This window comes from Limnohabitans sp. B9-3, from assembly GCF_002778325.1.
In the GTDB taxonomy this organism is placed as follows: domain Bacteria; phylum Pseudomonadota; class Gammaproteobacteria; order Burkholderiales; family Burkholderiaceae_C; genus Limnohabitans; species Limnohabitans kasalickyi.
Genome location: NZ_NESI01000003.1, coordinates 282,019 through 294,818, shown reverse-complemented (window position 1 = coordinate 294,818; position 12,800 = coordinate 282,019). Strand labels below are relative to the sequence as shown.

14 protein-coding genes are annotated in these 12,800 nt (G+C 57.6%); 8 read left to right on the top strand and 6 right to left on the bottom strand.

Annotation, left to right across the window (positions count from 1 at the left end):
* The first annotated feature begins 30 nt into the window (after nt 1–30).
* The 8 genes from B9Z42_RS06815 (at nt 31) to B9Z42_RS06780 (ending at nt 8,096) form a co-directional block, all read left to right on the top strand.
* Nucleotides 31–2,070: a bifunctional 3-phosphoshikimate 1-carboxyvinyltransferase/cytidylate kinase gene (locus B9Z42_RS06815; protein WP_100132590.1), complete on the top strand. Its 2,040-nt coding sequence runs from the start codon at nt 31–33 to the stop codon at nt 2,068–2,070.
* Between the two features lie 161 nt (nt 2,071–2,231).
* Nucleotides 2,232–3,914 carry a 30S ribosomal protein S1 gene (gene rpsA / locus B9Z42_RS06810; protein WP_100132589.1) on the top strand — a complete coding sequence of 561 codons (1,683 nt, stop codon included), beginning with the start codon at nt 2,232–2,234 and terminating at the stop codon, nt 3,912–3,914.
* Nucleotides 3,914–4,231: an integration host factor subunit beta gene (locus tag B9Z42_RS06805; protein WP_100132588.1), complete on the top strand. Its 318-nt coding sequence runs from the start codon at nt 3,914–3,916 to the stop codon at nt 4,229–4,231. The genes rpsA and B9Z42_RS06805 overlap by 1 nt, the downstream gene beginning before the upstream one ends.
* A 95-nt stretch (nt 4,232–4,326) precedes the next feature.
* Nucleotides 4,327–4,626 carry a lipopolysaccharide assembly LapA domain-containing protein gene (locus B9Z42_RS06800; protein ID WP_369806856.1) on the top strand — a complete coding sequence of 100 codons (300 nt, stop codon included), beginning with the start codon at nt 4,327–4,329 and terminating at the stop codon, nt 4,624–4,626.
* A complete protein-coding gene (gene lapB / locus B9Z42_RS06795) occupies nt 4,616–5,767 on the top strand; it encodes a lipopolysaccharide assembly protein LapB (protein WP_100132586.1) in 1,152 nt (383 codons plus the stop codon). Before B9Z42_RS06800 ends, lapB begins: the two co-directional genes overlap by 11 nt.
* Nucleotides 5,764–6,708 carry a D-glycero-beta-D-manno-heptose-7-phosphate kinase gene (gene rfaE1, locus B9Z42_RS06790; RefSeq protein ID WP_100132585.1) on the top strand — a complete coding sequence of 315 codons (945 nt, stop codon included), beginning with the start codon at nt 5,764–5,766 and terminating at the stop codon, nt 6,706–6,708. Before lapB ends, rfaE1 begins: the two co-directional genes overlap by 4 nt.
* Nucleotides 6,705–7,706 (top strand): ADP-glyceromanno-heptose 6-epimerase, encoded by a 1,002-nt coding sequence (gene rfaD, locus B9Z42_RS06785; RefSeq protein WP_100132584.1) that lies wholly within the window; start codon nt 6,705–6,707, stop codon nt 7,704–7,706. Before rfaE1 ends, rfaD begins: the two co-directional genes overlap by 4 nt.
* Nucleotides 7,707–7,775: 69 nt before the next feature.
* Nucleotides 7,776–8,096 (top strand): helix-hairpin-helix domain-containing protein, encoded by a 321-nt coding sequence (locus B9Z42_RS06780; RefSeq protein ID WP_100132583.1) that lies wholly within the window; start codon nt 7,776–7,778, stop codon nt 8,094–8,096.
* A gap of 26 nt (nt 8,097–8,122) precedes the next feature.
* Here B9Z42_RS06780 and B9Z42_RS06775 read toward each other — a convergent pair whose 3' ends face one another.
* From B9Z42_RS06775 to B9Z42_RS06750, 6 genes are read right to left on the bottom strand one after another with little or no spacing between them, the layout of a single operon-like run.
* Nucleotides 8,123–8,362 (bottom strand): oxidoreductase-like domain-containing protein, encoded by a 240-nt coding sequence (locus B9Z42_RS06775; protein WP_369806849.1) that lies wholly within the window; start codon nt 8,360–8,362, stop codon nt 8,123–8,125.
* 1 nt (nt 8,363) lies between these two features.
* Nucleotides 8,364–8,678, bottom strand: coding sequence for a hypothetical protein (locus B9Z42_RS06770; protein WP_100132582.1), 315 nt, complete (start codon nt 8,676–8,678; stop codon nt 8,364–8,366).
* A gap of 33 nt (nt 8,679–8,711) precedes the next feature.
* Nucleotides 8,712–8,966 carry a MoaD/ThiS family protein gene (locus B9Z42_RS06765; RefSeq protein WP_100132581.1) on the bottom strand — a complete coding sequence of 85 codons (255 nt, stop codon included), beginning with the start codon at nt 8,964–8,966 and terminating at the stop codon, nt 8,712–8,714.
* Nucleotides 8,967–9,008: 42 nt separating this feature from the next.
* Nucleotides 9,009–10,349: an NAD(P)/FAD-dependent oxidoreductase gene (locus B9Z42_RS06760; protein WP_100132580.1), complete on the bottom strand. Its 1,341-nt coding sequence runs from the start codon at nt 10,347–10,349 to the stop codon at nt 9,009–9,011.
* Between the two features lie 11 nt (nt 10,350–10,360).
* Nucleotides 10,361–12,208, bottom strand: coding sequence for an aldehyde ferredoxin oxidoreductase family protein (locus B9Z42_RS06755; RefSeq protein WP_100132579.1), 1,848 nt, complete (start codon nt 12,206–12,208; stop codon nt 10,361–10,363).
* 22 nt (nt 12,209–12,230) lie between these two features.
* Nucleotides 12,231–12,707, bottom strand: coding sequence for a 4Fe-4S dicluster domain-containing protein (locus tag B9Z42_RS06750; RefSeq protein WP_100132578.1), 477 nt, complete (start codon nt 12,705–12,707; stop codon nt 12,231–12,233).
* Nucleotides 12,708–12,800: the final 93 nt, after the last annotated feature.

Sequence of the window (12,800 nt, the reverse complement as noted above, 5' to 3'; positions counted from 1 at the left end):
CGCCATGAGCGTTCTTTCACGTTAATCACCATGTTCTCCAACGCCTTCCTCGACCTCCCCCCGCTGCAAGGCGCCTCTGGCACTGTCACCCTGCCCGGGTCAAAAAGCATCTCGAACCGTGTGTTGTTGCTGTCGGCTCTGTGCCAAGGCACGACCGTGGTGCACGACTTGCTCGACTCCGACGACACCCGCGTGATGTTGGCCGCGCTGCGCCAACTCGGCTGCGGTGTGGACGTGCAAAGCACCACCGTGACCATCACGGGCTTGGGCGGTCAGCTCAAACACCACGACGCGATTGAGTTTTTCATGGGCAATGCGGGCACAGCCATGCGCCCACTCACTGCGGCACTCGCTGTGTTGGGTGGTGACTTCACACTCAAGGGCGTGCCCCGCATGCACGAGCGCCCGATTGGCGATTTGGTGGACGCACTGCGCTTGCTCGGCTGCGAGATTGACTACTTGGGCAACGACGGTTTCCCGCCGCTGCACATTGGCCAACCGTCGCTCAAACTTGATGCGCCGATTCAAGTGCGCGGCGATGTGTCGAGTCAGTTCCTCACCGCCTTGTTGATGGCGCTCCCCCTTGCGGCAAAAGACCAAGACATCGTGATTGACGTGGTGGGAGAACTCATCAGCAAGCCCTACATCGACATCACACTCAACCTGTTGGCGCGTTACGGCATTGCCGTCAAGCGCGATGGCTGGCAGCGTTTCACCATTCCACAGGGGTGCAGCTATCAGTCGCCAGGCACGATTCACGTCGAGGCGGATGCGTCTTCTGCCAGCTACTTCATTGCGCTGGGGGCCATTGCTGAAGGCCAAGGCATCCGCATTCAAGGCGTGGGCGCAGAATCCATCCAGGGCGACATCCGCTTCATGGATGCGGCCGCACAGATGGGCGCACACATCACCAGCGGCCCCAACTGGCTCGAAATCCAACGTGGCGCCTGGCCGCTCAAAGGCATCACCCTCGACTGCAACCACATCCCCGACGCCGCCATGACCTTGGCAGTGATGGCTTTGTACGCCGACGGCCCCACCACACTGCGCAACATCGCCAGTTGGCGCGTCAAAGAAACCGACCGCATCGTGGCCATGGCCACCGAATGCCGCAAGTTAGGCGCAACGGTCGAAGAAGGCCCAGACTGGATCACCATCCATCCTCTGCCTAATGGCCAACACAGCCATGGCGAACACAACCCAGCCACGGCGCAGGGCCAATGGACGGCTGCCAGCATCCACACTTACGACGACCACCGCGTGGCCATGTGTTTCTCGCTGGCGGCCTTCAATGCTGACCAAGTACCGGTGCGCATCGAAGACCCCAAATGCGTGGCCAAAACCTTCCCCGACTACTTCGAAGCCCTGTTTTCAGTCGCCCACGCGCATGCCAAAGACATTCCCGTGATTTGCATCGACGGCCCCACGGCCTCAGGCAAAGGCACTTTGGCCAGCCGCGTGGCGCAAGCTTTGGGCTACCACTACCTCGACTCCGGCGCGCTTTACCGCGTGACCGCTTATGCCGCTTTGCAAGCGAGTTTGGCGCTGGAACTGGCGAATGAAGCCCCCATTGCCAACCTCGCCCGCGCCCTCCCAGTGCGCTTTGAGGGCGAGACCGTGTGGCTGGGCGACGCCGACGTGAGTGACGCCATTCGCACTGAAGAAGCCGGCATGAACGCTTCTAAAGTGTCCGTTTTCCCAGCCGTTCGCACCGCTTTGGTGGATTTACAGCTGAGTTTTCAACGCCTACCTGGCCTTTTGGCCGATGGGCGTGACATGGGCACCGTCATTTTTCCGCAAGCCCCTCTGAAAGTGTTTTTGACCGCCAGCGCCGCACAACGCGCCGAACGCCGTCATAAGCAATTGATTTCAAAGGGTATTTCGACTACACTCGACAGTCTTCGCGCCGATTTAGAGGCCCGTGACGCACGCGATTCATCGCGCAGCGTGGCACCTCTGAAACCGGCACAAGATGCGGTGCTGCTGGACAACTCCTTGCTCTCTATCGAAGCCTCGGTAGATCAGGTGTTGAACTGGTGGCAAAGCAAACAGCCATTTCAAAAAGGCTGACAACCTGGCCCGTTTGGCTCCTCTCGCGCTGCATTGGCGCTCTGGCCTAACGGATCTAAAACTTAACCCGTGGCTCACGCCACAACCCACCGCTAACCGCAGACCCATGTGGCGCAGCAATCCCGCTGCCCTCTTACCCGTGGTTAGACACAAGGAAAAAAATGTCCGAATCTTTTGCCGCCCTATTTGAAGAATCCCTGAAGCGCTCAGAAATGCGCACAGGCGAAGTGATCACTGCTGAAGTGATCCGTATCGAGCACAACCACGTCGTGGTGAACGCTGGCCTCAAGTCTGAAGCCTACGTGCCAATCGAAGAATTCAAGAACGACAAGGGCGAACTCGAAGTCCAAGCTGGCGACTTCGTGTCAGTCGCGATCGGTAGCGTTGAAAACGGCTACGGCGACACCATTTTGAGCCGCGACACTGCCAAGCGTTTGGCATCGTGGATGAGCTTGGAAAAAGCTCTGGAATCTGGCGAATTTGTCACTGGTACGACCAGCGGCAAAGTCAAAGGTGGCTTGACCGTGTTGGTCAATGGCATCCGCGCCTTCTTGCCTGGTTCATTGATCGACACACGTCCGATCAAAGACTTGTCTCCTTACGAGAACAAGACCATGGAATTCAAGGTCATCAAGTTGGACCGCAAGCGCAACAACGTTGTGTTGTCACGTCGCGCTGTGGTGGAAGCTTCGATGGGCGAAGAGCGCGCCAAACTGATGGAGACTTTGAAAGAAGGCTCGATCGTTCACGGTGTGGTCAAGAACATCACCGAATACGGTGCCTTCGTGGACTTGGGCGGTATCGACGGCCTGTTGCACATCACCGACATGGCATGGCGTCGTGTCCGTCACCCCTCTGAAGTGGTCACGGCTGGTCAAGAAATCACCGCCAAGATCCTCAAGTTTGACACCGAGAAAAACCGCGTGTCCTTGGGCCTCAAGCAAATGGGCGACGATCCTTGGATGGGCGTCAACCGCCGCTACCCACAAAGCACTCGCTTGTTCGGCAAGATCACCAACATCGCCGATTACGGCGCGTTTGTGGAACTCGAACCCGGCATCGAAGGCTTGGTGCACGTGTCTGAAATGGACTGGACCAACAAGAACGTGGCACCTTCCAAGATCGTGTCATTGGGTGACGAAGTCGAAGTCATGGTCCTCGAGATCGACGAAGACAAGCGCCGTATCAGCTTGGGCATGAAGCAATGCAAAGCTAACCCTTGGCAAGATTTCGCTCAAAACACCAAGCGCGGCGACCGCGTGAAGGGCCCCATCAAATCGATCACCGACTTCGGCGTGTTCGTGGGCTTGGCTGCCGGCATCGACGGTTTGGTTCACTTGTCTGACTTGTCTTGGAACGAAACCGGCGAAAACGCCGTGCGCGAATACAAGAAGGGTCAAGAAGTTGAGGCTTTGGTCTTGGCTGTGGACGTCGACCGCGAGCGCATCAGCTTGGGCATCAAACAACTCGACTCTGACCCATTCACCACCTTCACGTCGATCAACGACAAAGGCCAAATCGTGACCGGTAAGGTCAAGACGGTGGATGCCAAGGGCGCTGAAATCGACTTGGGCGAAGACATCATCGGCTACTTGCGCGTCAGCGAAATCTCGCGTGACCGCGTGGAAGACGCCAGCCAAGTGCTGAAAGTCGGCGACGAAGTGACGGCCGTGGTGGTGAACGTGGATCGCAAGACCCGTAACATCCAGTTGTCGATCAAAGCCAAAGACCAAGCGGATCAACAAGAAGCCATGGCTTCGTTGTCGCAACAGTCGTCGCGTGAAAACGCTGGCACGACCAGCTTGGGCGCTTTGTTGCGCGCTAAGCTCGACAACAACAACTGATGACGCGTTCAGACCTGGTCGAAGAGCTGGCTGCCCGTTTTGGGCAGCTCACGCACCGTGACGCCGAGTTCGCTGTCAAGACCCTTCTTGACGCGATGAGCGACGCACTGGTGCGCGGGCACCGCATTGAGTTGCGGGGCTTTGGCAGTTTTTCGATCAACCGTCGCCCGCCTCGCATGGGACGTAACCCGCGTTCCGGCGAAAGCGTGGCAATTCCTGAGAAACGTGTGCCCCATTTCAAACCGGGCAAAGCCCTGCGCGAAGCGGTGGATGCACGAACTCAAGAATTGATGGCGGGGTCTGGCCCCAAGAGTTGAGTTTGAACCTCCGGATCAATTGAATTGAACCTCCGGTTCAGGAGGCTGCAAGGCTAAAATCTCCTCGTCACAGAGGAGTTACCTTGAAAAACCTCATGTGGCTGCTTCAGTTGTTACTGAAAGCAGCCATTTTTTTTACCCTGTTCGCTTTTGCGCTGAACAACCAGCACGAAGCCGTGGTCCATTTTTTCTTTGGCACCACTTGGCAAGCACCTTTGGTGCTGGTGGTGTTGTCAGCCTTTATTTTGGGTGTCGCCATTGGCGTGCTGGGCATGGTGCCGCGCTGGTGGAAACAGCGTCGTTTGAGCCAACGCACAAACAGCTTGAATCCCGAGGCTTCAGGCAATTCTGAAGCTGCCACTTCGACCTCTGCAAACGCCCCACATGGAATTTGACATCAGCTGGATCTTGCTTGGCCTGCCCTTGGCCTTTGGCTTGGGTTGGCTCGCCTCGCGCATGGACTTGCGCCAGCTGCGCTTGGAAAACCGCCAAACGCCCAAGGCCTATTTCAAAGGCTTGAACTTCTTGCTCAACGAGCAGCAAGACCAAGCAATTGATTCTTTCATCGAAGCCGTGCAGCAAGACCCCGACACGTCAGAACTGCACTTCGCGCTGGGCAATCTGTTTCGCCGCCGTGGCGAATACGAACGTGCCGTGCGTGTGCACCAACATTTGCTCTCACGCGCAGACCTCACACAAACCGACCGCGACCGCGCCCAGTACGCGTTGGCACAAGACTACTTAAAAGCGGGTTTGCTCGACCGTGCTGAAGATGCCCTCACCCAACTAGAAGACACTGCACACGCTTCGCAAGCGCACTTGGCGTTGCTGGGTATTTACGAACGCTCACGCGACTGGGCCAAAGCCTCGGCAGTGACCCAAAAGCTCAGCGACAACGGCCAAGGCAGTTTCCATGGCCGCCAAGCCCATTACCTGTGTGAACAAGCTGCGGCATTGGATGTCACGCAAGACAATGACCAAGTCATCGCTTTGCTCCAAAAAGCCATTCAAGTGGCGCCCCAAGGGGCGCGTGCACGCATGGCGTTGTCCAAAGCCTACGAACAAACAGACAAGCTGCAAGACGCTTATGCCACCCTAGAAACGCTGGCCTCACAAGTGCCCTCCGCGCTGCCGCTGCTCGCACCTAAACTGGCCGCTTTGGCGCAAAAACTCAACAGCGTGGATGCAGCCTTGAACTTGCTAGAAACCAGCTACGCCAAAACCCCCTCGCTGGATGTGTTGAGTGCCATCGTCCTTTTGCGGACCGCCAAAGGCGAAATCGACACCAGCAGCTTGTTCGCCAAACACCTTGAGCGTGAACCCTCTTTGGTCGCTGCCACGCAATGGGTGGCCAACGAAAAGTTTGAACACGAACAATTTCACCCTCAGGTGCAGCGCGCCCTCGAGCGTGCTGCCAAACCCCTACAACGCTACCGCTGTGCCGCCTGTGGTTTTGAAGCCACGCAGCATTTTTGGCAATGCCCAGGCTGCCAAGCTTGGGACAGCTACCCCGCTCGCCGCGTCGAAGAACTATGAACACCCCCCTTCTCTCCGTGCCCCAAGCGCAACTCCAACAAGCCAGCGTGCTGGTGGTGGGCGATGTCATGCTCGACCGCTATTGGTACGGTGCGGTAGACCGCATCAGCCCCGAAGCGCCCGTGCCCGTGGTGCGCATCACCCGTGAAGAAAACCGTTTGGGCGGCTGTGCCAACGTGGCCTACAACGTGGTCAGCTTGGGCGCTCAGGCCTCGTTGCTTTCTGTGGTGGGTGACGACGATGCCAGCCATTTGCTGGAAGATCTGGTGGCCAAAACGGGCATTGCCCCACACTTGGGCCGCGATGCGCAACTCAAAACCACGGTCAAACTGCGGATCATTGGCCGCCAGCAACAGTTGCTGCGCGTGGACTTTGAAAACACCCCTCAAAACGAAGTGTTGGCCTCGCAAACCGACCAGTTCATGTCCCTCTTGGACAGCCACCCCGTGGTGCTGTTCTCAGACTACGGCAAGGGCGGTTTAGCGCACGTCACCCAAATGATCACCGCCGCGCGTGCCGCTGGCAAAGTCGTGTTGATCGACCCCAAAGGCAGTGACTACTCGCGCTACAGCGGCGCCACCTGCATCACGCCCAACCGCGCCGAGTTAGAGCAAGTGATTGGCAAATGGACCAGCGAAGCGGAGTTGAACTTAAAAGCCCACGCGCTGCGTGAAACGCTGCAACTCGACGCCTTGCTGCTCACCCGCAGCGAAGAGGGTATGACCTTGTTTGATGCCCAAGGCGAGCTGCATGTATCGGCCCAAGCGCGCGAAGTGTTTGACGTCACAGGCGCAGGCGACACCGTCATCGCCACCCTCGCCACCTTGGTCGCCGCAGGCCTGAGTCTGCGCGACGCCATGCCTTTGGCTAACAAAGCAGGCGGCGTGGTGGTGGGCAAATTTGGCACGGCCACCGTCAGTTATCAGGAGTTATTCGCATGAAGATCGTCGTCACCGGAGCCGCGGGCTTCATTGGAAGCAACATCATCAAGGGCCTGAACGCCCGTGGCATCGACAACATCATTGCCGTCGATGATTTGACCGAAGGCGACAAGTTTCGCAACCTCGCCGATTTAAAGATTGCCGACTACCTCGACAAAGATGTGTTCTACGAACTCTTTGCCGAAAACGCGTTTGGCAAAGTCGAAGCCGTGTTCCACGAAGGCGCGTGCAGCGACACCATGGAGAGCGACGGCAAGTACATGATGGACAACAACTACACCTTGTCGTGTGGTTTGTTCAACGCCTGCCAGCAAGCGGGCACACGCCTGTTGTACGCCTCCTCTGCCGCCACTTACGGCGGCAGCGACACCTTTCGCGAAACACCTGAATTTGAGCAACCGCTCAACGTCTACGGCTATTCCAAGTTGCTGTTTGACCAACGCATGCGCCGCGAGTGTGGCAACAACTTCAAAAAGTTCAAGCGCCAAGTGGTGGGTTTTCGTTACTTCAACGTGTACGGCCCACGCGAGCAACACAAAGGCCGCATGGCCAGCGTGGCGTTTCACCAATTCAACCAATTCAACGCTGAAGGCAAAGTGAAGTTGTTCGGCGAATACGGCGGCTACGCACCTGGCGCTCAACTGCGCGACTTCGTGTTCATCGACGACGTGGTGGCGGTGAACCTGTGGTTCTTGGACAACCCCGACAAGTCGGGCATCTTCAACTTGGGCACAGGCCGCGCACAACCCTTCAACGATGTGGCTTTGTCGGTCGTCAACGCCATGCGCGCCAACAAAGGCGAGGCTGCCCTCGACTTGGCCGGTGCGGCACAAGCCGGTTTGATCGAGTACGTGAAGTTCCCCGACGCCTTGCGCGGCAAATACCAGTGCTACACCCAAGCCGACTTGACGAATCTGCGTGCCAGCGGCTGCGACCACGCCTTTGCCGATGTGCAAAGCGGTGTGACGCAATACATGGCCACGTTGGGCAAAGCCTGACCCACCGACGCTTGAACCTCAAGCCTTAAGCCTCGCCTCGCCTCTCCATCGACAAAGCCCTAGCACGTCATGTTCAAGTTGTCATGGCTACGACGAACGCTCATCGGCCTGAGTTGCTGGGTGATCTGTGCTGCGGCGTCGGCCTTGGACATCAACCAAGCCAACGAAGCCGAACTTGACAGCCTCAAGGGCATGGGCCCAGCGCTCAGCCGTCATGTGCTCAAGGCTCGGGCTGAGGAAGACTTTAAAAGTTGGGCCGATCTGCTCCAACGCGTCTCAGGCATGGGGCCAGGCAAAGCCAAACAGTTCTCAGCGCAAGGTTTGACGGTCAACGGTCAAACGTTTCCTGAAGCGCGTGAACCCAAACACCACGGCCAACAGCGGCCCTAAGCTTTGCCAAAATTTTCAGCCAAACGTCAAGCCGAACAGGTTTGCAGCAATGCAAGCGCGTCCTCTCGCCAATAGTTCGCGGCATCCACAAACCCCTCCCACACGCAGCCGTTGCAGCCGCGTCCACAACAGGTGGTGGGTGCTGCCGGTGGTCGACGCAGCGTCAATCCTTGTGCCAGTAGCAACGCTTCGCCCTCGGCCAACATGGCCAGAGCCGAAGGCCCGTCACCCACAGGGCGCATCAAGTTCACCCACGCAGCATTCACCTTAACCTCCGCCACGCTGCATGTACAAATCAAAGCGACGCATGAACCGATAGCGTTGGGCAGCGTCTAAGCCCTCAAAACGAAAGTTGACCTTCAGACACGGAATGCGCACTTGCGCAATCGCACGCGGCGCGGCTTGCTGCCAATCGAGATGCAGCTGGCCCAAAAGGACATCGTCTTCTTGAAGGGTAATCCGCACCGATGAAGCGTCACGTTGCCAAGTGTGCGTGCCAATGGCCGCAGGCAACCAGCCTAACCATTCGGCTTCGGTGCATCCCATTTCTCGGGAAAAAACAGCGTCGTAAGCAGACTGCATCGTGGCGTGACAAAGCGCTGAAGAAAACCGCGCTTAACCCCCAGCCACAGGCGGCCAAACAGCCAACACATCGCCATCCTTCAAGACCTTCTCAGCCCGGTCTTCAGGTGCAATGTAAGTGCCATTGACGAGCACCAAGTGCACCAGTTTTTCAGGCATGGCAAAAAGGTCGATGAGTTGCTTGACCGTCAAGTCATCGTCCACCTCCATGTTCAGCGCGTTGCTGCGGCGTGCGGCAGGTGGCAAGTAATCGGTCAGGGTGGCGAAGAGTTTGAAAGTGATGTCCATGGGGCCTAGGTTAGCGCATTGGCGCGTGAGCTCACGCCGAAGTTACCGTCTGCGTGTGTCCGCCGCGCCCGTCCAAGCACCTTGCCCTTGCGCGCACGCAAGGTAAGCCGCCATGAGTTGGGTGGGGTCTTGCATGAGCTTGTCTTTCCAATCGCCCAAATGCACCTGACCCTCCACCAAACCGCGCATCACGCCAACGTGCTCGGTCCAGCCGACGCTGTTACAGCCCACCATCACGTCGTCCTTGAACTGCAAGCTCAAATGACGGCCATCGGCGGTGAGTGAAGCTTGCTCGCCGTCCGGTACACCTTGCCAATTGCCAAAGCTGGTCGAAATCAAGCCCAAGGTGTCGAGCACGTTGATTTGTGTCACGCCCTTCAGACTGGCTTTTTGTCCCACCATGTTGAGCGCGGCCACGCGGGCTTGCTCGGCCGCGTTGGGCTGAATCGCGCTCACGATGGTGGTGCCACTGACTTTGTCAAACGCTTCGGCGCAATCGCCTGCGGCGTGAACGCCATCAGCGTTGGTCTGCATGTGCTCGTCGGTCAACACACCTTGCAAGCAAGTGATGCCTGAGGCTTGGAGGAAATCGATACAAGGCTTGACGCCGGTGGCACTGATCACCAAATCAGCTGGGATTTTTTCGCCTGTGGACAAACGCACGGTCAAGGCCGCATCGGTCGGCGCGTCATGCAGCCCCGCCGCTTGTGCCAACTTGGACAACAAGCCAGGGTTCTCGCTGCCATTGGGCACGATGGCCTCCACCTTGGCACCGGTGAACACCTGCACGCCTTTGGTTTCGCACCACGAACGAATCATGCCGCCCGCGACAGGTCCCATCATGCGAGGCACCATGCGGTCACCCATTTCAACCACGGTCAACGTCACCCCACGCGAGGCAAGTGCTTCCATGATGATGCAGCCAATGAAACCCGCCCCCATTTGCACCACACGGGCCCCAGGTTTGGCCAAGGCCATGATGGCGCGCGCATCCTCCAAAGTCCAGCAAGGATGCACTTGCGGGCTGTCCATGCCGGGAATCGGGGGACGCACAGGACGCGAGCCCGTGGCAATTAAGAGCTTGTCATACGACAGCACTTGGTCGTTGCTGAGTTGAATGGTTTTGGCTTTGGCGTCGACCGACACCGCGCGCGCTTGCACTTGCGTCACGCCCAAACTGGCGTAATGGTCTGCGCCTTTGCGCAAGTAAGTGCCACGCTCGTCGATGTTGCCAATCAACAAGTAAGGAATGGCCATCCGTGAATACGGCGGCTCGGCCTCATCACCCACGAGGGTGATGCGGTCGTTGGGCGCGTGTTTGCGGATGGTTTCGGCAGCGATCACGCCAGCAGGCCCGGCGCCAAGAATGACGTGATGTGTCATGGCAATAAACCTCAGAGACCCAAACGGGCTTTGGTTTCAGCCGTGGGGCGACCTTCGCTGTCCCAGCCACGCACGTTGTAGTACTTGGGCAACATCGTGGGCAACATGCTGACCTTGCCTTTGGCAGGGCCCGTTTTGGCAGCTTCGGTCAGCAAGCGCTTGGGCAAGCTGTCGTCTTTGGCGGTGAAGCCTGCAGCGTTGTTGAACTCGCGCTCCATGTTCCAAATGCGCTCGCCAATTTTCTCGAGTTCTTCGGTGGTGTAGTCCTCGTTGCACGCGGCTTGCATTTGCGGTGCCAAATCGGCCAAGCCCCAAGCGAAGGTGGTAAAGATGCACAGACCCGACGAGTCAAACGCAGCCGTGGCGTCTTGGAACGCTTTGACCAATTCGGGCTTACCTTCGTGCTCCAGCGGATCGGTCTTGACAGGAATGCCCAACACTTCCGACGCGATGGTGTAACCACGCAAATGGCAAGCACCACGGTTGGACGTGGCGTAAGCCAAGCCGATGCCTTGAATGGCACGGCCGTCATACGCAGGAAACTCTTGGCCCTTCACGCTCATGCTCAAGTCTGGGTGGCCATATTTTTCGGTCAAGCGCTTAGAGCCTTGACCGATTTCGATGCCAAAACCACGGCCATTGACCGTCTCTTCGGCAAAGAAGGCCAAAGCTTCCGCCGAGCCAAACTTGGCATCGATGCCCAGTTGCTCTTGGGTCAACACACCCATTTCATACAGCTCCATCACTGCACCGACGGTGGCGCCGAAGCTGATGGGGTCAATGCCTTCTTCGTTGCACAGCAAGTTGGCGTACTGCAAAGCCTCTAAGTCTTTCACGCCGTTGGCTGCACCCAAGGCCCACGCAGCTTCGTACTCCAAGCCACCCGACGCGCCCCAGTATTGCGGCTTGTTTTGTACGGTGAAGTGGGTCTCGTCCATCTTGCTGATACGACCGCAAGCGATGGTGCAACCAAAGCACGCTTGGTTGGTCACCAAGTGCTTCTTGCCATCGGTTTCACGCGGGGTGGCCATGGCTTCGGCAGAAATGTCTTTGGCACCTTCGAACTGCACGTCGCGGTGGTTACGGGTAGGCAAAGCGCCCACTTCGTTGATGACGTTCATCAGCACTTGCGTGCCATAAGCGGGCAAGCCTTGACCCGTCACCGCGTTATCGGCCAAGATCTTTTTCTTCTCGGCCGTGACCTTCATGAAGGCTTTGGGATCGCGCACGTTGCCCACACCCAAGGTGCCACGCACGGCCACGGCTTTGAGGTTTTTGCTGCCCATCACGGCGCCTACGCCTGAGCGGCCAGCCGCGCGGTGCAAGTCGTTCACGATGGCCGCGTACAACACATGGTTCTCACCGGCCTTGCCGATAGACGACACGCGAGTGAGCGGATCTTGCAAGGTTTTCTTCAAGGCGTGTTCGGTTTCCCACACGCTCTTGCCCCACAGCTCCGTGGCGTCACGCAATTCAGCTGTGTCATCGTTGATGTAGAGGTAAACGGGGGTGGGTGACTTGCCTTCGCAAATCACCATGTCCCAGCCGGCCATCTTCAACTCGGCGCCAAAGTAACCGCCCGAGTTCGAACAAGCGATGGCACCCGTCAGCGGACCTTTGGTGATGACGGTGTAGCGACCACCCGTTGAGGCCATGGTGCCTGTCAGCGGGCCGGTTGACCAAATGATTTTGTTCTCAGGCGACAGCGGATCCACCTTAGGGTCGATTTCGCTGATGAGGTACTTGGAACCCAAACCGCGTGAGCCGACATAGTCGCGGGCCCATTGCATGTTGAGGGGTTCGGTTTTGACGGTGCCTGTGGTGAGGTTGATGCGGAGGATTTTTCCAGCCCAAGTCATGATGTGTGCTCCTAATTGGGATTTAAGTGGCGGAAGGCTGGTTGCCAAGTTTGTTGGCCCATTGCTTCATCTTGTCGAGGCCGGTCCAGTTGGCGTCCACAAAGGTGATCGCGCCTGTGGGGCAAGCCGAGGCGCAGGCAGGGTCGCCGCCACACAAATCGCACTTTTGAACTTTGCCGGTCTCTTGCACGTAGTTGATGGTGCCAAAGGGGCAAGCGATGGTGCACACCTTGCAACCGACGCAGGTGGTTTCATTCACCACCATGGCGCCCGTGACTTTGTCTTTGGTGATCGCCTCCACAGGGCACGCATGCAAACACCAAGCTTCGTCGCACTGCGTGCAGGTGTAAGGCACTTTTTTGCCAGTCTCATGGAAGTCAAACACTTTGATGCGCGACTTGGCTGTGGCGAACGTGCCGTAGTTCTCAAAAGAACAGGCCATCTCGCATTGCAGACAGCCCGTGCATTTGTCTGGGTTGATGTGCAGGATTTTTTGCATCTAGGTCTCCAGTTGGCTATGAATCGTGTTGCATAAGATTTTGAGAATCTTGTGCAAAGTTGTGCCTAAGGAGTAACCCGTAATTTCCTGAAA